Source organism: Solibacillus sp. FSL W8-0474, from assembly GCF_038004065.1.
Lineage (GTDB): Bacteria > Bacillota > Bacilli > Bacillales_A > Planococcaceae > Solibacillus > Solibacillus faecavium.
The window spans coordinates 3656823-3679743 of sequence record NZ_JBBOQJ010000001.1; the positions used below are offsets into that span (position 1 = coordinate 3656823).

Annotated in this window: 21 protein-coding genes and 1 riboswitch; of the genes, 4 read left to right on the forward strand and 17 right to left on the reverse strand. The window is 35.8% G+C overall.

The features are described from left to right. Positions 1 to 223 precede the first annotated feature (223 nt). From NYE67_RS18520 to NYE67_RS18530, 3 genes are all read right to left on the reverse strand, one after another. Positions 224 to 1282, reverse strand: coding sequence for a GTP pyrophosphokinase (locus NYE67_RS18520; protein ID WP_340730764.1), 1059 nt, complete (start codon positions 1280 to 1282; stop codon positions 224 to 226). Positions 1283 to 1810: 528 nt separating this feature from the next. Further along, a complete protein-coding gene (locus tag NYE67_RS18525; protein WP_340730765.1) occupies positions 1811 to 1993 on the reverse strand; it encodes a hypothetical protein in 183 nt (60 codons plus the stop codon). 197 nt (positions 1994 to 2190) lie between these two features. After that, positions 2191 to 2646: a transcriptional regulator gene (locus NYE67_RS18530; RefSeq protein ID WP_340730766.1), complete on the reverse strand. Its 456-nt coding sequence runs from the start codon at positions 2644 to 2646 to the stop codon at positions 2191 to 2193. A gap of 375 nt (positions 2647 to 3021) precedes the next feature. Between NYE67_RS18530 and NYE67_RS18535 the strand changes: the two genes are divergently transcribed. Then, the gene (locus NYE67_RS18535) at positions 3022 to 3612 is read left to right on the forward strand and encodes a recombinase family protein (RefSeq protein ID WP_340730767.1); all 591 of its coding nucleotides are present in this window, start codon (positions 3022 to 3024) and stop codon (positions 3610 to 3612) included. A gap of 148 nt (positions 3613 to 3760) precedes the next feature. On the opposite strand, the gene NYE67_RS18540 is transcribed toward NYE67_RS18535, so the two are convergent. The 11 genes from NYE67_RS18540 to NYE67_RS18590 form a co-directional block, all read right to left on the reverse strand. Next, positions 3761 to 4471, reverse strand: coding sequence for a hypothetical protein (locus tag NYE67_RS18540; RefSeq protein WP_340730768.1), 711 nt, complete (start codon positions 4469 to 4471; stop codon positions 3761 to 3763). Positions 4472 to 4487: 16 nt separating this feature from the next. Continuing rightward, positions 4488 to 4769: a YjcQ family protein gene (locus NYE67_RS18545; protein WP_340730769.1), complete on the reverse strand. Its 282-nt coding sequence runs from the start codon at positions 4767 to 4769 to the stop codon at positions 4488 to 4490. Between the two features lie 13 nt (positions 4770 to 4782). Beyond that, complete coding sequence (locus NYE67_RS18550; protein ID WP_340730770.1) at positions 4783 to 5808, reverse strand: hypothetical protein; 1026 nt, start codon at positions 5806 to 5808, stop codon at positions 4783 to 4785. A gap of 709 nt (positions 5809 to 6517) precedes the next feature. After that, complete coding sequence (locus NYE67_RS18555; RefSeq protein WP_340730771.1) at positions 6518 to 7447, reverse strand: tyrosine-type recombinase/integrase; 930 nt, start codon at positions 7445 to 7447, stop codon at positions 6518 to 6520. A 145-nt stretch (positions 7448 to 7592) separates the two neighbouring features. Then, entirely contained in the window at positions 7593 to 9131 is a 1539-nt protein-coding gene (guaA, locus tag NYE67_RS18560; RefSeq protein WP_445682987.1) for a glutamine-hydrolyzing GMP synthase, read from the reverse strand. 135 nt (positions 9132 to 9266) lie between these two features. Continuing rightward, positions 9267 to 9368: riboswitch (purine riboswitch) on the reverse strand. 31 nt (positions 9369 to 9399) lie between these two features. Then, positions 9400 to 11553 (reverse strand): transglutaminaseTgpA domain-containing protein, encoded by a 2154-nt coding sequence (locus tag NYE67_RS18565; protein WP_340726342.1) that lies wholly within the window; start codon positions 11551 to 11553, stop codon positions 9400 to 9402. Further along, positions 11550 to 12737 carry a DUF58 domain-containing protein gene (locus tag NYE67_RS18570; protein WP_340726343.1) on the reverse strand — a complete coding sequence of 396 codons (1188 nt, stop codon included), beginning with the start codon at positions 12735 to 12737 and terminating at the stop codon, positions 11550 to 11552. The genes NYE67_RS18565 and NYE67_RS18570 overlap by 4 nt, the downstream gene beginning before the upstream one ends. Further along, a complete protein-coding gene (locus NYE67_RS18575) occupies positions 12734 to 13678 on the reverse strand; it encodes an AAA family ATPase (RefSeq protein ID WP_340726345.1) in 945 nt (314 codons plus the stop codon). Before NYE67_RS18575 ends, NYE67_RS18570 begins: the two co-directional genes overlap by 4 nt. Before the next feature lie 129 nt (positions 13679 to 13807). Then, a complete protein-coding gene (locus NYE67_RS18580) occupies positions 13808 to 14143 on the reverse strand; it encodes a hypothetical protein (protein ID WP_340730772.1) in 336 nt (111 codons plus the stop codon). Positions 14144 to 14247: 104 nt separating this feature from the next. Then, positions 14248 to 15075 (reverse strand): ammonia-dependent NAD(+) synthetase, encoded by an 828-nt coding sequence (gene nadE / locus NYE67_RS18585; RefSeq protein ID WP_339214334.1) that lies wholly within the window; start codon positions 15073 to 15075, stop codon positions 14248 to 14250. Between the two features lie 18 nt (positions 15076 to 15093). Next, on the reverse strand, positions 15094 to 16557 hold the full coding sequence (locus tag NYE67_RS18590) for a nicotinate phosphoribosyltransferase (protein WP_340726347.1): 1464 nt from the start codon (positions 16555 to 16557) through the stop codon (positions 15094 to 15096). Between the two features lie 362 nt (positions 16558 to 16919). On the opposite strand from NYE67_RS18590, the gene NYE67_RS18595 reads away from it, so the two are divergent. From NYE67_RS18595 to NYE67_RS18605, 3 genes are all read left to right on the forward strand, one after another. After that, positions 16920 to 17261, forward strand: a complete 342-nt coding sequence (locus NYE67_RS18595; RefSeq protein ID WP_191701812.1) for a P-II family nitrogen regulator — start codon at positions 16920 to 16922, stop codon at positions 17259 to 17261. A 29-nt stretch (positions 17262 to 17290) separates the two neighbouring features. Next, positions 17291 to 18637: an ammonium transporter gene (locus tag NYE67_RS18600; protein WP_340726348.1), complete on the forward strand. Its 1347-nt coding sequence runs from the start codon at positions 17291 to 17293 to the stop codon at positions 18635 to 18637. Positions 18638 to 19021: 384 nt separating this feature from the next. Further along, positions 19022 to 19996: a proline dehydrogenase family protein gene (locus tag NYE67_RS18605; protein ID WP_340726349.1), complete on the forward strand. Its 975-nt coding sequence runs from the start codon at positions 19022 to 19024 to the stop codon at positions 19994 to 19996. A 51-nt stretch (positions 19997 to 20047) separates the two neighbouring features. Here NYE67_RS18605 and NYE67_RS18610 read toward each other — a convergent pair whose 3' ends face one another. From NYE67_RS18610 to NYE67_RS18620, 3 genes are all read right to left on the reverse strand, one after another. Next, positions 20048 to 20653 (reverse strand): response regulator transcription factor, encoded by a 606-nt coding sequence (locus NYE67_RS18610; protein ID WP_340726350.1) that lies wholly within the window; start codon positions 20651 to 20653, stop codon positions 20048 to 20050. Beyond that, on the reverse strand, positions 20650 to 21786 hold the full coding sequence (locus tag NYE67_RS18615; protein WP_340726351.1) for a sensor histidine kinase: 1137 nt from the start codon (positions 21784 to 21786) through the stop codon (positions 20650 to 20652). Before NYE67_RS18615 ends, NYE67_RS18610 begins: the two co-directional genes overlap by 4 nt. A gap of 83 nt (positions 21787 to 21869) precedes the next feature. Then, complete coding sequence (locus tag NYE67_RS18620) at positions 21870 to 22913, reverse strand: fatty acid desaturase (protein ID WP_191701817.1); 1044 nt, start codon at positions 22911 to 22913, stop codon at positions 21870 to 21872. Positions 22914 to 22921: the final 8 nt, after the last annotated feature.

Below are 22921 nucleotides of genomic sequence, written 5' to 3' on the forward strand. Positions count from 1 at the left end.
AAATGATTAGAGAAAACAAGGGAATTATTATTTGACAATTTTTAGTTAGAGAATTTTTTCTAAAGCTGTTAACTTTGTAAAAGTCCTAAATCTAAGGATTATTAGCTTACCATCTAAAAGTTACTTTACGCAAAGCAGACATTTGGATTAATCTAACGTTTTTGCGAGTTCGTTTACACAGAGATCTTTAAGTTTAATTTTAAAAATCCCCTAAGATTAATTTCTAATATTTGTTAATATCTATTTCATTTTCAATAATATAATCCTTAACATTTGGATTAATCTTATCTAAGATCTTAAATGTAGGTTCGTCAATACTTGCCCAACCATTTCTCCATGCTTTATTAAAATATTTCTCTGGATTATCTATTATCATTATATACCTTAAAATTCCAACAAAATTATTATTATTAATTATGTCTCCTTTGGGAGTTTTAGTTATCAATACATCTATATCTTCAATAGTTTTCAAACCGAATAATTCTAATTCTTCAATCAATGTCTCCTCTATTGAATTGAAAGTTGGTGTGATTTCCCCATCTTCAATTTCTTTTGAAAAAACTCTTTTTAATAAAATATTTAAGGATATACTATCAATAGGATATTTAAGATTACCGACATCGGTTTCTTTATTCAAAACATTTTCATATTCATCTATTTCTTTAGAAATATTATCAAATTCTCTATCTAATAATTCCAATGTGGCTGCCGCTAAAGAAAAACGTCGTTTAATATCATTTTCTACAGGTAAAACACCTTTAAACTTATAATCTTTATCATGGGAAATATCTGCCCAAGCGTGTTCCAATATAGTTCTAACTTGTATTTCAAACTTAATTCCTTTGTACTTTTTATTTTCAGGTAAATCCGTTCGTGATTCAGTTAACTCTGCTACATAATGAACCGATCTATAACCGACTTTATTATCCCCTAATTCCTTTCCTTTATCAGAACTATTATCGTTATCTATTTTAAATAGTGGTTTAATAACATCACAAACTTTTATTACATCTGATTTAACAAATGTAATTACTCTAATTCCAACTAAATCATGAATTTCTTCTTGTGGGTAGGTATATTTATCTTTTATAGCTTTTTTAACAAAACTATCTACCTCTTTAGCCCTAAAATCAATAGAGTGTACTTGGATTCCCCCTTCACTTAACATGTCCTCAATTATATCTTTTACCTTTTTTCCAAGCATTTCATATAATGGTCTTATTTCTTCATACCATTCCTTTAATTGAACTTCATCTTTACCCTGATTTAAAGTAATATTCATTCAAACACCTCTTTACACAATTATACATTTAAGTATTTTTCAAGTAAATAAATGAGGCAACTATTCATAAATAACTTAGACTCATATCTGAAAATAGTAAGGACACGTATATCTATCATTAAATTTACAAACCTCGTATTTTATAGTATTTCTAAATGGCTTTGTGCATGAAAAAGTTTCAAAAATGATGCATATTTTCAGCAAGAATCAGACAGACCATCTCTCCCCCCCGCCCCCCTGAGGTGGGGGTGTTGCAAATCAACAATTCCAAACCCATAGTTACTATTACGAATATTTTAATAAAAATATATAGTTTATAGTATCTAGTTAACTTAAGTGATCAGGTTTTGGCTACTCACATTTAATATTGACTTAATCTCTCGCGTCTCTATCTGTTTGTTCATCTATAGCTTAGTCTTGGCCATTAACTTTTGATTGTCACTATTGATAGTTATTGAAGCCTATTTTTCCGCAGCCGAATTGGACTATTATTATTTCAACACAATTGATTGTAGGCTTAGCCTTTGTTTATTCCTTATTATCACACAATAGATTTATAAATTCCTGCATATTCTTTGCTGCAATATATACAATTAAATCCAGCAATTCTTTTGAAGTTTTTTCGATACCGTACTTGTAGCGTAACTCTTTCTCTATCATATTTAAATTTTGCTGTCTGGTAGAAATCACTTTAATATTGTTTTGAATCATTACTAAACTCCCTTTTCTTTATAGTAATTCTATATTATTTTTTATTTAATTATTTATGTGACTAGCTAGTATCTAGCTAGCTATTAAATCTGTATATCTAAGTCTGTATAAGTAAGTATGTATAACGTCTATATTTCAGACTACTAAGTATTGTTATTTAGCCTTTCAAAAGTTCATTATTCAAACTCACTTATTTGTTAATCACTAATTTTGTTACTTTGGTTCATTAACAAACCATCAAAACGCAGCCGATCTCCATCGATAGCTTTGTAGATTTTAGCCTTCCTTATTTCTAGTTCCATGATTTCCACTGGAACTTGATTACTTAATTCCGCTTTAGATAATGGTTGCAATGGTAAATAAATATTATTATTTTTTTTATACTTATCTACTTTAATTAGTCCAGCTTTTACTAAACGTTTGTTAGATTCCAAGATACTTGATCGACTACAATTTAAGTAATCCTGTAACTGATAAATCGTTGGGTATGCGTAACCATATTTAGCGTTATACAATTCCAGATATTTAATATATAGAACACAGTCTAAAGGCTTTATTAGTCCCAACTGTAAATAGTAGAAGAGGTCTGTTGACACCTTTTCAAACCTTTCATTAACATTTTCTGTCGCGATCGACTTTGATGATTTAATCATTTAATTTCTCCTTCCGTATCATTTGTAATAGCCTAAATTTATTCAGAATAAAAAATTCCCTCTTAAGTTACATGAACCCTATTTATTTACTTATATGAACAAGTTCCATCTCTTTTCTCCTTTCCTCTACTAACGTACTTGCAATAAACGATTAATTTGAGACATTCTCAATAAAATGAATAAAATAATATTTCTAATCGCTAGATAAAGTCCGTATATAAGTACTTGCATTAAAATTGACTTTTAAGACAATAAATATTATGAGTATCAAAATATCAACACTTCTTGACACCACAACAGAGTAGCGTTATATTAGGTTTTACAAAGTATCAAAAAGTAGCATCAAATAAAATTATCAGTTTAGGAGAAATAAACATGATTTTTGGATATGCACGTGTTAGTACAGATAAACAAGATTTAGATATTCAAGTGAAGGCTTTAAAAGAAGCTGGGGCTACTAAAATATACAAAGAAAAGATTAGCGGAACTTCGACTAACAAGAAGGAACTTACTCAACTCTTAGCCATGATTAAACGCGGAGATACATTAATTGTTACTAAAGCAGATCGAATTGCACGTTCTTTATCACAACTCGAAAAAGTTGTTACTAACTTAACCGCGAATGGTGTTACAGTTAATATTTTGAACATGGGTATGTTTACAGCAGAGAATATGGATAATCCAATGACAAAGCTTTTATTCAATGTATTAGGGGCATTTGCAGAATTTGAACGTTCAATGATTATCGAACGTACACAAGAAGGTATTAAAGATGCTATAGAAAAAGGGGTGAAGTTTGGTAGAAAATCAAAGAAATATAAAATTGAAGGTGCACTATTACATGCAATTGAAAAAGTGGAACGCGGTGAAATGTCACAACCAGAGGCAGCCGATTACGCTAAGTGTAGTATTGCAACTTTTAAACGCCGAATCAAGGAATATAGACAACAAAAAGAGGAGGTATAATACCCCCTCTTTTATTGTGCAAAAAAAGTTTTCAAATCTGGTATCTATATTGTGCAATAAATCAATTTGCACAATTCTACACAATTACGAAAACCATATTAAACCAGGATTTCTTCTTTTAACTTTTGTGCATAATTAACATTTTAAATTATCTAGTAAGTTCGTTCCTAATTTTACTTTGTATTTGTTCTTTTAATTCGCCTATAACTTTAATTAACTCAGGATTTTCATTTCTTAACACTTTCATAAAATCTGGATCATTATAGTAACGATAATCCGGATCGTAATTTAACCATAGATTGTGAACTTTTCCTAACAGTTCTCTCGTAATTTCAGCTAGGTCCTCTGAGAAATAAAATTGGTTTAATATAAAATAATTATTTGCATTTATAAACTCTTCTTCTGCTTCATTATATTTAATCCTTTCCAAACGTTCTTTTAGTTTTCTTATACCTCCCGGTTTATCTGTCTCCCAAAGTCCTAATATTTCCTCTCGGTCTTTAATTGTAAATAATCTTTCTTCCATGAAATGTTGTATATCTTGTTTACCTGCATTACTATAATTCAAAGTTCGAATATTGCCACGTAAACGCATTACTTCACCTATACATAATTCGAGTTTTTTATATAATTCAGGATAATGTTCATGTTTTTTTACAGTGAATAATTCAAACTCTTTATATAACTTATTTTGATCATGCCTTATACCTTCTAACTCTTTGTTAATATAACCCTTATGATTCTCTAAAGATCTTTCAAATCTACTAGCAATAATTTTCTTTATTATGAAAAATGCTATTGTACTAAATGCTGCTGACGAGATTATTACATCCAAATAATTGCTTAATAAGTCGTTCATTATAGACTCCTACCCTTTAAATTTTAAACCAATCTCTTGCTTCTTTAATGCTATTATATATTTTGGTCCAAGCATTATTTTCTTCTAAAAAATCAATGCCCTTAAATGTCAACTTTGCAGAATCTATAGAGATATAATATACTTCATCATCAGCATATAAAATTGAAACTCCATTTAATAACTCTTCATTTTTAATTAGTATTATAATCTCATTCCACTGTTCCTTATTAAGTTCATATTCGTCAAATTTCGGAATATTCCCTTTGTCAGGAGTGGAAGATCTGGTGGCTACGGTCACGCAGAACCTATCCTTAATTTGTTTTTTTATATGATTCAAGTATTTTTGAGAACATTTCTACTATGTTGTCACCATTTATCTTGTCAGACAACGGTTCATTTACTTCTGAAACTAAATCTTGAACTGGACTATTTAAAGAAAAATCTTTTATAATTTCATTTTTTAATTCTTCAGACTCCATATTCATACTTACAACTAAAGATAACGCTTTTAATTCCAAACGTGTTAATTCATTTTGATAGTATTTAATTTCATTTAACGAGGCTTTATATAAATTCAAAAAGAAAAAGGCAAATACTTCTATGAATATTACTAAAGATAATTTAGGTATGAAATCTAAAAAAAATCCTAATGGAGTTTCAAAATCGTTATTATTTAAGTTATATATAAAAAAACTTAAAAGAAGTATACCCACAGTTGTAATTAAAATCCCTATAACTAAATTAAGATTACTACTTCTGTTAAGACGTCTAATTTCATCCTTTAGTCTCAATACAGTTGAATTAAAACTATTATTTATTAACTCTATAACAATCTGCGTTTTATGTTGTTCAATAAACTCTTTTTTCCATTCCTCTTTAAGTTCTATAGCGTTCTCACGCATTAATTTTCCCTTAAAATCAGAATACACTTCATCCACATTATTTCTAGCAGTTAATAGCCTCGATTTTTGTTTTAGATTTCTTGTTATTAATTCTAACTCTTCTTGAGAAATATCCCCTCCATGCTTACTACTACCATTTAAATACCTTAGTAAAGTTGTCATAGCTAAAATAGCAGAAAGTAAGCCTAATATTAAACTTATTAAAGTTTCTATGTTATCTGAGGCAAAATATCTTAGATTGTCATTTCCTATAAAAACTACAATTAATATTACTGCTATAAGCATACCAATTAGTAATTCAATACTTATCTTACTGCTTTTGTCTTTTAAAATTCTATTAATATCTCCTCCTTCTGGTTTTTCTTCTGGTTTTTCTTCTGGTTTTTCTTCTGGTTTTTCTTCTGGTTTTTCTTCTGGTTTTTCTTCTGGTTTCAAAATTACCTCACCTCTGACTTAAATTATATAGTATATTTTTTGGGATTTATATACCATGAAGCCAGAATTGAGGACAACGGCTTGGTGCAAAAATGACTGCCTACATTTCAGAAACTAACTTAATAGAATCTAAAACGTAGCCAGCCATTGCAATATGTATTTACATGAATCCGTCATTTGAGGTATCCGTATATGTATGCCCTTGTTAAATGGGTTCTCCCGAACAACACACCTACTATCTACTTCTGCCCCCGATAGTTATTGTAACCCGTTATACGTGCCTTACACGTACCGTAAATGCTTATCCTACTGTTATGAGGAACTCAGCAACAATTACAATGTATGGTGTGTTCTGCGTGACCGTAGCCACCAGATCTTCCACTCCTGACCGAATATGTGCGTCAACCACTTTCAGATACTTGCACCAACAAGGAAGTGCTTTATTGTATCCTAGACTTATTTATTGCAGCGGTTAAGTCATAACCTTTCCAGTTTCACTTTGATTCGAGTTAGTGGGCAACCTCGAAAGAACTGCTAGCACCTAAAAAAGACAATAGGAAACTAGGCCTTTGCATTTCAACTTTTTTTCAAGTAGAATGAAGGCATAATAGTTCGTATTTAATTTGAGAGATTAAAACGATTTGTGCTAACGTGTCGCCAAACACTTAGTACGTGGGAGGGTGTTGATAGCACTCTCCTTTTTATTTGTTCAAACTTGTACCATATTTAATGGTGATTTTACTTTCCCTAATTCAAGAATTGTCTCCTGATCTAAGCCCTTTAAGTAATTCGCTGTTATTTGTGTATCATAATGCCCTAACAATCTACTTAGGCTATATATATCCAATCCATTTCGTAATTGCTTTTGTGCAAAATAATGCCGACAATCATGAGGTGAACACCTAACTTCTTTTCTTACATTTGCAACTTCACAATATTTTTTTAATATCTTGTTTATAGTTGAACGATAAAGCCCTTCTGCACATTGGTCTAGAAAATAATAATCTTGAATTTCTTCGGGATATTTATGTTGAAAACGTATTTTCTTAGCAACTTCAAATTTCCTCATGTACCTTCGCATAATTTTACTGATATAAATCAGCCTTTGTTTAGAACCCTTGCCGTTTATTAAAATATTGCGGGCTGAAACATCAGCTTCTTTGATGTGGCATAATTCACTCACACGTATACCTGTATCAAATAACATAATCAAAATTAACTTATCCCTAATATTTGAATAGGTCTCTTCCGGTACTGCTTTTATAATCCTTTTAACTTCTGCATCAGTAAAAGTTCTAATTACGGTCTTTTCTTCCTTAAGATTTTTTATCCGTCTCATTGGACTATTTAGTTCCGTTATAAATTCTTCGTCAATTAAAAAATTGAATAACACACGTAAAGTAGCAATGTGTCCATTAATAGTAATCGCCTTTTCTTTGCCTAACTGCTGACGATAGCGAATATAATTTTTTATATGTAGCTGTTTGACTTCTTCAATTTCTGTAATCTCATACTCATCATTCAAATAAGTCGCCCATAGTTTTAAACGATACATACATAAATCTATATATCTTGGTTTCCTTGCTTGAATCTGCTGGTCAACTCGAAATTCATCTATTAATTCCATAATTTTAACCACAAAAAAACCCCCTTTCATTTCAACAAAACTGAAATAAAAGAGAGTTTAATTTTTAATATGAATAGTAGCACGTTAAAGTATAGATTACGCGAAACATGCCAAAAACCTAATTATATCAATACTTTAGAAATATAGGCATTTAGACCTATTCCCACTCAATTGTTGCTGGTGGCTTAGAAGTAATGTCATACAGCACACGGTTAACGTGCTTAACTTCATTTACGATACGTACAGAAATCTTCTCAAGTACATCGTAAGGGATACGTGCCCAGTCAGATGTCATGCCGTCGATTGATGTTACACCGCGGATACCGATTGCGTAATCGTACGTACGACCATCACCCATTACGCCTACTGAACGGATGTCCGGTAATACGCAGAAGTATTGCCAAATATCACGGTCAAGGCCTGCTTTTTTAATTTCTTCACGTAGGATATAGTCAGCTTCACGAACGATATCCAGTTTTTCTTCTGTTACTTCACCAAGTACACGGATACCTAAACCAGGACCTGGGAATGGTTGACGCCATACTACCGCTTCTGGAAGACCTAGCTCTAATCCTAAAGCACGCACTTCGTCTTTGAATAATGTATTTAAAGGTTCGATTAATTCAAACTTCATGTCTTCTGGTAATCCACCAACATTATGGTGTGATTTAATTGTTTGAGCAGTTGCTGTACCTGACTCGATAATGTCCGTGTAAAGTGTACCTTGAGCTAAGAAATCCATATCTTTTAGTTTTGATGACTCTTCATCAAATACGTAAATGAACTCATTGCCGATAATTTTACGCTTTTGCTCTGGGTCAGAAACACCTTTTAACTTGTTCATGAAACGTTCACGAGCATCAATTTTGATTAGTTTCATATCAAAGTCTTCCGTGAAAGTTTTCATTACTTGCTCAACTTCACCTTTACGGTTTAGGTTGTGGTCAACGAACATACAAGTTAACTGATCACCAATAGCTTTGTGGATTAATACCGCTACTACAGAAGAATCTACCCCGCCTGATAATGCACAAAGAACTTGCTTATCGCCAACTTGCTCACGAATTTTCGCAATTTCGATATCAATGAAGTTAGCCATTGACCAATCGCCTTTTGCTTCACAGACATTGAATACGAAGTTTTTCAGTAAATCATTTCCGTATACAGAGTGACGTACTTCCGGATGGAATTGTACTGCATATAAGTTACGAGATGTATCAGCCATTGCTGCTATCGGACATGCTGGACTAGTCGCGATTACTTCAAATCCTTCTGGTACAGCTGTTACATGGTCACCGTGACTCATCCAAACAACTTGATTTTTTGGTAATTCCGCGAAAAGTTTATTATCTGAAGGTACGTTAATTTCTGCTTTTCCGTATTCACGAGTAATAGCACCTTCTACTTTACCACCCTGAGTGTGTGCCATTAACTGCATTCCGTAACAGATACCTAAAATCGGTAGCCCTAATTCAAAAATTGCCTGATCAACATGAAACGCTGATTCATCATACACAGAGTTTGGACCCCCTGAGAATATGATACCTACAGCATTCATTTCTTTGATTTCTTCTGCTGTAACCGTATGTGGATGTAATTCTGAGAATACACCGAATTCACGGATACGACGCGTAATTAACTGGTTGAACTGACTACCGAAATCAAGAACGACAATCTTTTCAAGTTCTTTTAACATAGGAGTTGACACAATTTCCACCTCTTCTAATTTTTTGCGGCCTATAATTAAGAAAAAAAACGCGTAAGAAAGTAATTTCTACGCGTTCATATTTCATCTCTTCTTCAAGTGGGTATACCTATCCCTATTAAGGGATATAGTGAAACCCACCGTCATAGATAAGTTATTTAGGGTAACTTAGTAGAAACATCTGGACCATATTACCAGACTTATATGAAGGCACAATACTATTCATTTTTCTAAATTTTACTCTTTCAATGAGCTAAAATCAACCACTCGTGCGATTGATTAAATATTCCCAAATTTCTTTCATTTCTGTCGTGTCTAATTTTTTGGTTTGTTTGTCATAAATCAGTTTCTCATAAAAGGCAGTTAATTCTCTCATCTTAGTTGTATTTAACTGATTATCAACACGTAGCGCAAATTGTTGTAATGTCTCATCTTGACGACGTTTCAAATGAATACGCTCCAATTGTTTTAACAATACTAAATAACCCTCCTCAAATGTATCCGAGTGATTTAGTTTTGAGCGGTTCATTTTCACAGCAAGTTTCGGTTGCCACGTGCCGCGCTTTCTCCACATAATGATAAACCCTATAATTAGTATGGCTAATAATCCATAAAATACCCATTTAAAATTAGACCAGTTGATTGTATTTGCAGCACCATTAACAGGCTGCTGCGAATCTTGTTCTTCCAGTTCTGGTTGCACGACTTCTGGTTGTTCTTCCATTTCCGGTAATTGTTCTTCTTCCGGCATTTCTAAATCAACATCATAATTAATATTCATTGGGTTACTAAAACCAATTGTCGGCTCAAAGGGTACCCAGCCAATGCCGTCAATATATGCTTCCACCCATGAATGGGCATCATTATTTGTCACTACATACGTATACATACCATCGTTTTCTTGTACTCGTTCTCCACTTGAGAACCCCTTAACCCAACGTGCCTGGATCCCTACCGAGCGAAGCAATACAACCATTGAAGTTGAGAAGTTATCACAGTAGCCGAGTTTTGTTTCAAATAAAAACTGGTCTACGTAATCTTGATTCCCTTTAGGAACTTGTACGTTTGTCGTTTCATATTGAAAGCCACTTCTCGCAAAGTAACTTTCCACTGCACGCGCTTTATCATAAACACTTTCGTACATATCCGTAATTTCATACGCTAAGTCTGTAACTCGCTGCGGTAAATTATCGGGAAGCTGCAAATAGCGTGAATCATTTTCCGTGGAAGATAAAGAATCTTTTAATGCGGTATAGCTATATTCTGGTTGTTGGAATGTCATTTCATACGACGAAGGGGAAACCACATTATTATTTATAACCGGAACCATTTTTTCGTTGCTCGCATCAAACCTAATCAAACTTTGCGGATCATAGAGTTCATAGGATGTCGTTCCATATGCCTGTACCAAAAATCGGTAAGCTGGATTTACCGCTAGTACCTGTATAGATTGCGGGTCTTCCGGTCCTGGATTAATGGAAAGCGGTAACTTATCCGTCATTTGCAGCGTCTGCTGCATAGAATCGTCACCAGAATGAATCCACCCTTTTGATGTGTAAAAATCTTTCGTTTCCACACGCCAATATTGGCGAATCGGTGTTTGAATTTCATAGACAAGTGTATTATCACCAACAAACGGACCTCCAAGACTTTCATCATTATCCCCGTAACCTACTGTGGCAAATGATTGTGAAGAAGATCCCCCAATCCCAGCAACCCCCTTCATATACGGTACTGGATCCGGCCATTGCGGCTCTGATTTTGGTAAATAGATTGCTATAATCCCTGCTATTGTTACAAAAATAATAATCGGGGTCGCATAAACTAAATAGCTCGTCCAATCCTTTTGCATATTAGCCGCTTGCATCAATCGTTTTATGAAAAGGAGAGCTGTAAGAATAAGCCCTAAAATCATTACTTTTATAATGGCCATCGTTCCATCATATTCGGTAAAAGTATCAAGTGTACCGATGAAAAACACTGTAAGCAAAAGGAAATAGTATATACTAAAGCGCACACTTACCCAATGCTGAATTAAATAAATCAGCATCCAAATTAAAATGAAAAACAAGCTTGTACGGAATGGATCACTTACATAAATCCATTCACCCGCTAAAATTGTATTCACATTATTTTTTAGTTCATTCGATAAAAATTGCATTGCCGTTAATTGACCATCATTATAAACACTTACAATAAACCATGTAATATAAACTAACTTAATAATCCAAGATACGACAAACGGTAATGAAAAAACACCCAATATTAAACAGATGCCCATAAAGACTAAAAACTGCATGAAATAGCCTGTACTTGTCAATTCCATAATTGGTAAAAGCCATTCTCTTAAAATCAGGAAGATAATAATATAGAAAATAGTGAATTCAATCTTTTCGGAAGTACTGCGTCTCATGCGTGCTTCACCTCCGAATATATTGACTGCAGCTCATCCGAACCTACGTAATGAACCTCATTGTTTTGACTAAAGAGCTGCACGGAATCTTTTTCATCATTTACGACAAAGCAAATAATTTTACGGGCATATTTTGTTCCTGAATTCAAAATTTCCCGCAGTTCCGGCACGAGCTCACCCGTTACAATAACTACTACTGAGCGGCTCATGAATTTTTGTTCTTCATATAGCAGACGCTCAATACCAAACTGCGCATCAGGCTGTACAGTTACCAAGTGTTGAAGCACCTTCTCAAACTGTTTATCTGTTTTTATGATCGGCGCAAAATATCGATCGTCACCTGCACTTAAAAAAGAAACATCACCATTTCCTTTTACTATTTTATTAATATAGGATGCTGTATAATCGATTACTTGCTCGAAATTTTTTTGAACAGCACGATCTATTAATATAAACATATTTTGCGATTTACGATCTTCGAACTCTTTCGTCCGTAGCTCGCCATTTTTCGCAAAGGATTTCCAATGTATCCAGGAAAAACGATCCCCCGGTATATATTCTCGTACTCCGGTTGCCATCGTTGTGTCCTTTACTAAAGAATAGCGCGACTGACTGGAACCTTGATCATATTGCATCCCTATTGGCAATACGTTCACATCCGAAACTTTCGGATAAACTAAAAAGAGTTGAGGATGATTTACTGCTACTTTACGAATCGTCCATCCAAAAAAGTCCGTACACGTAAACTCCAAGCCTTTAAAATGATATTCCCCGCGTTTTAATGCTTTCAATTCATATGTCCATTCGAATTCACGTTTCCAACCAACTAAAAATAACTTTGTCACATTTCCGTTTGGTCTTTCATAAAGCCCATTGTCCATCGGCAACTCCTGTACCATCATAAACACGATTGGGAACCAACTCGTATTCCGAAATCTTACCGTCACCTGCACATCGTTCCCTCGTTCAATCCGATCCTTCGATAGTGTTCGGGATATCTCTTTAAAATGAATGGGGAAAACAGCAAGTAATACTGAATAGAGCAAAAAGGGTAAGATTGTAAAAAAGACAAACCAGCTGACAAAGCCCCCTTGGAACATCGCATAGCAATACGTTATAACGAGCAATAAAATAACGGTAACTAAGCGACCGCTATGCCGGAAAAACTGTTTGAATCCCCTCATTCCGGAACATACCTTTTCACGGGAACATGGGCATAGTGAAGCACATTTTCAATTACTTGCTCTTCTGTAATCCCTTCATAGCGCGTTTCTGGTTTTAGAATGATACGGTGACTGAATACGAATTTTACTAAATATTGGACATCATCCGGGATAACATAATCTCTCCCTTTCATAAATGCATAGCTTTGTGCAGCACGCATTAATGCAATAGAAGCGCGGGGACTAACTCCTAAATATACATTGTGATGCTGACGAGTATTTTGAGCGAGTGACACTATATATTCTTTTATATTATTTTCTACATGCACTTCTTTTACTTGCCTTTGCAATTCCATTAATTGCTCAATTGTTATTACAGCCGAAATATCGTCAATTGGTACCGTTCTCTCGGCACGGCTCAATACTTCAATTTCCTCTTCTTTTGTCGGATAACCCATTTTAATTTTGAGCAAAAAGCGGTCTAATTGAGCTTCAGGAAGCGGGTATGTCCCTTCATATTCAATTGGATTTTGTGTAGCCATAACGAAAAATGGCTTTGGCAGTTGAATCGTATCACCATCCACTGTAATTGATGCTTCTTCCATACTTTCCAATAAAGCTGCCTGTGTTTTCGGAGAGGTACGGTTAATTTCATCCGCTAAAACAATGTTTCCTACTATCGGTCCTGGACGAAACTCAAATTGTAAAGTTTTCGGGTTGTATATTGAAACACCGATTACATCAGATGGCAGTAAATCCGGTGTAAACTGAATTCGTTTAAAACTAGTACCTAAAGATTTCGAAAGGGCACGTACCATCATCGTTTTCCCTACACCTGGCACGTCCTCCAATAATACATGTCCTCCAGCGAGTAATGAAACAATACTTAACTCAGCAATCTCTCTTTTTCCTATCATCACTTTTTCGATATTTCTGATTATTTTCTCGATTTGTTCGTTCATGAATAGTCCTCCCAGCTGAATGTACCATATATTACATATAGTTTAAGCATAACCAAAACAAAATGTTAGTACAACTAGTTTACTTTATAAATGGAAAATCACCTCACTTATATTTCAAAGTGAAGTGATTTATATAGATGTTTTATAGGTTGCTATCCGGCAATTGGCATTATTAAGGGTAGTTACCCGCTCAGAATACCGCAATAAACGCCTTAAGGTTTCTGCAGAATTCGCATTGTACTGCATTCCTTTTATAATATAGTGACCCTTGTTATGTATAAGCTTTTTAGGACGTGACTGCGGTTTCTTTTTTTGTTTCTTTTTGGTTAGCTGCTCGCGAGGGTCACGAAAATGATCATGCATTCCACTGTTGATTGCATCCGCAAAATGCGTATCGGATAACATAGCACGCGTCGAGTTGCGATAAATACTACTTGGTGTAGCGGCAACTCTAGAAGTCCTCATAGTATAGTCCCCCCTTCCTCCCTTTTATATCGACTTGTTCAAAAATTATTATATTTACAAATAAAAAAAGCTGCGTCACTTTTCCCGTGACACAGCTTTAATTATCATTTCCAAAAATCATCAAAAATTGTAATTGGCATATGACGTTTATGCATCGAACGCAAATAATGTCCTTCCAGCGTAATACGCGCCTGTTCAGGAATCTCTTTACCTTCTAAATAATCATCAACCTGATCGTATGTGATCCCCAATGCCACTTCATCCGGTAATGCTGGACGATTTTCTTCCAAATCAGCGGTTGGGACTTTTTCATACAGATGAACTGGACAATTTAAATACTTCAATAGTTGACGGCCTTGTCGTTTATTCAAACGGAAGATTGGCACTAAATCAACGCCACCATCTCCATATTTTGTATAGAATCCTGTTACCGCTTCAGCTGCATGGTCGGTACCAATTACGACCCCATTATGCATAGCCGCAATTGAATACTGCACCTTCATACGCTCACGGGCTTTTTCATTCCCTTTCGCAAAATCACTCAGCGTTATCCCCGCTGCTAACAAAGCGTTGACACTCGCATCAACAGCTTCTTTAATATTTACCGTATAAATTTTTGTCGGCTGGATAAAGTCGAGCGCATCTTGGCAATCTTGTTCATCCTTCTGAAGTCCATAAGGAAGTCGCACTGCCCAAAATGAATATGTGTGTGCGCCGGCTTCTTCATTTAACTCATCCACCGCCATTTGTGCAAGCTTCCCTGTTAGCGTAGAATCCTGTCCGCCACTAATGCCTAGGACAAACCCTTTTAAAAACGGATGCTTTTTTGCATAATTCTTTAGAAAATCAATGGATTTACGGATTTCCTCTTCAACATTAATTGTTGGCATTACTTTTAATTCTTCAATAATTTGTTGTTGTAATAATGACAATGTACACACCCCTTAACGTTATTCGAGTTCTGTTACCATATCTCGCACTTCTTGAATGTTGCGCATTTTATTGTCCCAGCATTTTTGACTCAAATCTACTGGATATTCTTCCGGGTTTAAGGAACGTTTATATTCATCCCATAATAAATCTAAATTGGCATGAGCGTATTTACGTATATTTGTTAACGATGGGTTATCATATACAATTTCCCCATGATCAATAATGAGTTGGTGAAGCTCTTTCGCTTCAAAGTTTGTAACGAATTTAGAAATGAATGTATGAACCGGATGGAACATTTTAATACGTTCTTCTGCCGCCGGGTTCTCATCCGCCATCGCGATGTAATCACCTTCCGATTTACCGCTTTTCTTATTAATAATACGGTAAACTCGCTTTAATCCAGGTGTTGTAACTTTTTCGGCATTAGCAGAAATCTTTATCGTATCTTCCATTTCACCACGCTCATTTTCAATTGAAACCATTTTATAAACCGCACCTAAAGCCGGTTGGTCGTATGCAGTAATGAGCTTTGTACCAATACCCCACATATCAACTCGTGCACCCTGCGCTTTCAGGTTTAGTATTGTGTATTCATCCAGATCGTTTGAAACGATGACTTTCGCATTAGGGAATCCAGCTTCATCAAGCATACGGCGCGCTTCTTTTGAAAGGAAAGCAATATCTCCACTATCCAATCTAATACCAACAAAATTGATTTTGTCCCCAAGTTCTTTCGCAACTTGAATCGCCGTCGGTACACCTGACTTAAGCGTGTTGTACGTATCGACTAAAAACACACAGTCTTTATGACGCTTCGCATACGAATGGAATGCATCATAGTCGTTTTTATACGCTTGAACTAAAGCATGCGCATGCGTGCCCGATACAGGAATATTGAACAATTTACCTGCACGCACATTTGAAGTAGATTCAAAACCGCCTATTACTGCGGCACGAGCTCCCCAAATTGCAGCATCCATCTCTTGTGCACGGCGTGTTCCAAATTCCATTGCAATTTCATTGTGGACTACTTGCTTTATGCGACTTGCTTTTGTTGCGATAAGCGTTTGATAGTTGACGATATTCAATAAAGCCGTTTCGATTAACTGTGCTTCAACCAATGGCGCTTCGATGCGCACAATTGGCTCATTAGCAAATACAAGTTCTCCTTCCACCATGGAATACATCGAACCTGTAAAGCGGATAGTTTTTAAATACTCAATAAAATCGTCTTTATAATGGAGTTCTTCACGTAAATAGTCGATATCTGTTTCACTGAATTTAAAGTCTTTCAAATAATTTAACATGCGTTCCAGTCCTGCAAAAATAGCGTAGCCATTCCCGAATGGCAACTGCCTGAAATAAAGTTCAAATACAGCTTTGCGTTCATGTATACCGTCTGCCCAATAGCTTTCCGCCATATTAATTTGATATAAATCGGTATGCAAAGCGAAACTATCATCTACATACTTTTCATTCATCGTGAGTTCCCTTCTTCCAAAACATAATTAGTCATAGTATACACTATCTTGAATTAATTCGAAGTATGAAGATTTTTTATTTTCGATATCTGCATTTTCACACACATTTTAGTTTCAATTCCTTTTAGTTTTCCCCAAATGAATCAATAAAAAACGTTCGTTATGTAAAGCTTCTGTTAAATCACTCCTCCTATTCTTTTATAAAGCCATTTCGAACTATTCACCCCCTCCATCTTCACTTCATCTCACAATGCGATTAAACCCATCGAATATACATGTCATTTTTCCTAACATAAGGTATTGATTTATTATGAAAATCGATTTATCATGTTAGATAACATAACACAAGGAGTTGGGGAGAAATGAAAAAGATCGAAGCAATTATTCGTCCTGAAGTTTTCGCAAGAGTGCGAGAAGGTTTAGCTTTAGAAGGTATTGATGGGCTGAGCATTTCCGAAATTGCCGGTGCAGGTCGACAAGAAGGAAAAATCGGATTGTTTCGCGGCAATTCCTTTTCAATGGAGTTCTCTCAAAAGCTAAAGCTCGAAATGGTTGTAGACAACGCAAAAGTTCAAGCGATTATCGATGTTTTATTACGCGAAGCTTCTACAGGAGAAGTTGGTGACGGTAAAATTTTCATCTATCCGGTAGAGCAGGCGATTCGTATTCGCACGAAAGAACTCGGTTCCATTGCAATTGATTAATTAACCGTTAACTAAAGGAGGATATTTTTATGACAAACGAAGCTTTAGAATTATCGATTAACTTAGTATGGGTAATGCTTGGTGCATTTTTCGTTTTCTTCATGCATGCTGGGTTTGCAATGGTTGAAGCAGGCTTTACTCGTTCTAAAAATGCGGTCAATATATTAATGAAGAATATTTTAACAATTTCAATCGGCGGTATCGTCTATTTCGCAGTTGGCTACGCCATAATGTTCGGTGACTCAGCCAACGGACTTATCGGTACTACAGGTTTTGCATTAAGCGGTGTTGATGACATTGCCTTCTTCGTATTCCAAGCTATGTTTGCTGCGACATGTGCCACTATTATTTCCGGTGCTGTTGCTGAACGTACCAACATTGTTGCCTATATGGCATTAGTAGTAGTTATGACAGCAATCATTTATCCTGTTGTTGGGCATTGGATTTGGCAAGGTGATGGTTGGTTAACAGCATTAGGCTTCACTGATTTCGCAGGGTCCACAGTCGTTCACTTAACTGGTGCAGTTGGTGCATTAGTCGTTGCAGCAATGGTTGGTCCACGTGTAGGGAAATATGCAAAAGGCGTCGTGAATGTTATTCCAGGTCATTCTATTCCACTTGGCGCATTAGGTGTATTCATTTTATGGTTAGGTTGGTACGGCTTCAATGGTGCTTCAACTTTAGCTGCCGACCCAGCATTAGTTCCAGGTGTTATTGCAAATACATTTTTAGCTGCATCAGCTGGTGTTATTGCTACAGCATTTTACACTCGTTTGCGTTACGGCTTTATCGATGGTTCTTTAACATTAAACGGAGCTTTAGCAGGTTTAGTTAGTATTACAGCAGGTGCTGCAAACTTAAGCATCGTCGGCGCTATTATCGCTGGTGCAATCGGCGGTTTCATTTTAGTGGAAGCTGTCCGCTTCATTGAACATAAATTGAAAGTTGATGATCCAGTAGGAGCAGTAGCAGTACATGGTGTTGCCGGTATTTGGGGAACATTAGCTGTTGGTTTGTTCGATATTACTGGCGGTGGTCTTTTGTATGGTGGTGGCGCAACACTACTTGGCGTGCAGGCATTAGGCGTTGTTGCAATTATTGCTTGGACTGCTAGCACAGTCGCTGTTGCCACTCTTGTCATTAAAGCTTTCGTCCCATTACGTGTAACTCACGAAGAGGAAGTACAGGGCTTAGACATTGCAGAACACGCTGCCTATGCATATGAAATGCAAGATACATTCAAAGGTGTTACAAAATCAAATGATAGCTTTGCCGCACGTTTAACAAACTTAGGTAAAGTATCAACTCCTACCAATGTACAGGATAGTGGCTCTAAAGGGTTTCCGAAATCTTCTTTAAGCTCTCCAAAGAGTTAAAAGCAAAAAGGTGTGCCCCCTTCCCCCACACACTTTCGAACCATATAGATACTTAAACTGAACAAGGAGCTGTTCTGAAAAGTTTTTCAGACAGCTCCTTGTTATTTTGCTTTGTTTACTAATGGCATTAACCCTTAGCATCTTTTATTAGTTTTGGTGATTTCGTTAATTATTTTGGCAGCTACGTTAAATGCGCTTAAAAAAGGGGAAAACATTAAAAGGTATCACTAGGAAATTAATACTTACATTCATCACGGTTGAAGCCGTTATAATGAGCGTTCTGCGGAATCAAAATGCATGTAAAATAATTCAAGCTTCATACTTTCCGCAAATAGCGCTATGGTATAATTTTAAGAAAATAACGAATTTTAGGGAGATGTTATTATGGCAGCATTACGTGATTTTTTCATTTCATTATCCGAAAACCAAACACTTTCAAACGCCGCTCAACAATATGGTTTAAAGTTAGGGGCACAAAGTGTTGTCGCTGGGACAACTATTGAAGAAGTAATCGACAGTATTCGTAAATTGAACGAACAAGGAATTTCATGTACCGTTGATAATTTAGGTGAGTACGTTATCGATGAATCTGAAGCAACAAAAGCAAAAGAAGATATTCTAGCTATGATTGAAGCCATTCAAGTTGAAGAACTGGATGCGCATATTTCATTGAAACCTTCAAAGTTAGGGTTGGATATCGACATCGATTTTTGCTACGACAACTTATATGAGATTGTTGAGCGCGCCCATGAGTATGGTATTTTCGTCAATTTTGATATGGAAGATTATGATCGTCTGCAACCATCATTCGATATGTTGGAGGAACTTTCAAAGTCTTTCGATAACGTGGGGACTGTTATCCAAGCTTACTTCCACCGAGCAAAGGAAGATGTCGAGCAATTTAAAGACTTCCGCCTGCGTATCGTGAAGGGAGCTTATAAAGAGCCAGAAGAAGTTGCCTACCAAGACAAATTAGATATCGATATTAACTTTATTGAGCTAATTGAATACCATTTAGCTCATGGTCATTTCACTTCCATTGCAACACATGATCACAATATTATAAAACACGTGAAGTATTTCGTTGAGCAATATGATATTCCGAAAGAAAAATTCGAATTCCAGATGCTTTACGGCTTCCGAAAGGACTTACAGCTGGAGCTTTCACGCGAAGGCTATCAAGTTTGTGTATACGTACCCTATGGTGAAGATTGGTACGGGTATTTTATGCGTCGCCTTGCTGAGCGCCCGCAAAATATTTCACTCGTTACAAAGCAAGTATTCAATAAAAAGACGAATACCTTATTAGCTGTAGCAGCTGGTGCATTCGTCCTTGGGCGCTTAACAAAAAAAGATTAATGCTAAGAGCAAAAAATGCTTCGCCTACCTGTTAAAAGTAAGCGGAGCATTTTATTTATTCCAGCCCTTTTCTTTAAATCGGGCTATCGCTTCAATTCGATTCCCGACTCCCAGCTTATCAAGGATTGTAGAAATATAGTTACGTACTGTACCAGCAGACAAGTAAAGCTCAGCTGCAATTTCCTTCGTCGTCTTTCCTTCTGCAACGAGTTCAAGCACTTGGCTTTCACGTTCAGTTAATGGGTTTTCACTATCATCTTCATATACAAAGTCCACAAGCTCCGGTGCATAAATTCGGCGACCGTCCATAATAATTCGAATGGAATTGACAAGGTCCTCAATCGGACTATCCTTCAGCAAATACCCGCGTACGCCTGCCTTTCGTGCCCTTTCAAAATAACCGGGACGTGCAAAAGTCGTTAAAATGATTATTTTACAATCGCTTCCTCGTAAAGCTTCAGCAGCATCCAACCCTGTTTTGATCGGCATTTCAATATCCATAATACAAATATCCGGCTTTAATTCCGTTACCATCTCAATTGCTTCTTCACCGTTTTTCGCAAGACCAACCACTTCCATATCATCTTCCATACTAAGCAGTGATTTCATTGCTCCAAGTAGCATTCCCTGATCTTCCGCAATAACAATTCGAATCATCTCTTGTTCTCCCCCTTTTGATGCGTAATAGCTAACGGTATTTTTAAAACAACCGTTGTCCCATCACCGTTTTCTATTTCAAGTGAGCCATTTATAAATTCTATACGCTCCTGCATCCCCTTTAAACCATTACCGCCTTCTAATTCATGGGAACGTTTAAAACCAATACCATTATCTTGAATCGTCATTTTAAACTCATCATCACTTTGGTAAAAACTAATTCGGCAAATTGTCGCCTTACTATGCTTTACAATATTTGTTACAGCCTCTTTTAAACACATGCTAATAACATTTTCCGCCAAAGTAGGCATATGAATTTCGCTTTTATCACCATTTAATCGAAGTTTAATTTGTGCGGCTTTTAATATTTGTTCGACTCTGTATAACTCTTCCTCAATACGAACAGCCCGCATATCCGCGACTAGCTCTCGCACTTCTTTTAAGGCTAGTCTTGCCGCTTGACGAATATCCTTTATTTCCAAAATCGCCTGCTCTGGATTTTTTTCCACTAACCTTGCAGCTAAGTCACTCTTCAGACCAATCATTGAAAGCTTTTGACCTAGTGTGTCATGTAAATCACGCGCAATACGCTGACGCTCTTCAAATACCGTTAATTCTGAAATGCGTTCTCGCGCTGTTTCCAGTTCACCTTCTAAATTTTCACGTCGCGTTCTCGAATATAATGTAAATGGCAATAGTACAACCCCAAGTACATTAATAATTATGAACGGGGTTTGCGATATAAATAACTCAAGGAAAATAAAATATCCTCCAACTATCGATAGAACGGTAAAACCGATATGTAAACCGTACATAATATAAAATCCAACTGCCTGCTTTATATTACCAATAAAAAATGCAGTAAATAAGGATAGATACACATAACCAAAAACAAGAGTCATTACGATATTGAGCACCATTTGGAAACTGATCCACATATACTTGAGTCCAGGCTTAGCCGTGAAAGAAAAGTAATGGCACAGAAAATAGGCCAATATTAAATTGATTCCTAATATAATTTGCCACAACGTGAAGGATTGGATAATAAAGAAGAATGGCATAATACAAAAGATTATCCATATATAAATACTTAACATCGGACTTTTCGGGATGATACTATACCAAGTTTGCATAATAACCTCTATTCTCTTTTTCTTTATTCTATAATAAAACAGGTATCTCAATCCATGGTTGAGATACCTGTTTTTTAATGAAGTTAGTTAGTAAGTGTTTTATTACGTGTTTTATCACGCTTTGTTTCGCGTTCTGCTGCTTCTTTAAATGTAACAAAACGGTAGTTGTCCGGATCATATAACTTGTAGCGAATTGATTCTAGACTTGTCTTTAATGTAATCGTTGTCGCCTGCTGAAGCGGTTTAATCGACTCATGTGCATCTTCAAGCTTGTAGTTTGGTACACGCGGTGATAAATGGTGCACATGGTGGAACCCGATATTACCAGTAACCCATTGTAGGATTTTCGGTAATTTATAATATGAACTTCCTTCTACAGCCGCTTTAACATAATCCCACTCAGAATCTACTTCAAAGTACGAATCTTCGTAAGTATGTTGGATATAGAATAACCAAATCCCTAAAGCACCTGCGATAAATAGTGTTAATCCGTGTACTAATAAAAACGTCGTCCAACCAAAGATTAAAATAAGGGTTGTACAAATTACCAATAATACAATGTTTGTAAAATACGTATTTAAACGCTCTTTTCGTTTTGCATCTTTGCGGTTTACACGATTTAATACGAGTACCATAAATAGTGGCCCTAGACCAAACATAACAATTGGATTACGGTATAAACGGTAGCCTAAACGACCTAACTTTGATTTTTCGAGGTATTCGTCCACTGTAAGCATATCGATATCGCCAATGCCACGCTTATCCAAGTTCGAACTTGTTGCGTGATGAATCGTATGCTCACGTTTCCATTTTTCATATGGGAATGATGTTAAAAGCCCAGTGATATTCCCGATAATTGCATTCGCTTTTTTATTCTGGAAAAATGAACCGTGTGTACAATCATGGAAAATAATAAATGCACGAATTACAAATCCTGAAGCAAGAATACTACAAAGCGCTGTGAACCAAGGTGAATATTGCAACAATACATAGCCTGCTCCCCAAATCAATAAAAGTGGTCCTAGCGTATTGATTAGTTGTTGAATACTAAGTCTTGTTTCTGATTTTGCGAACGGCGCTACATCTTTTCGTAGTTGCTTTGTTTTCTCTGCATGTATGTTTGCCATGTGTTAAT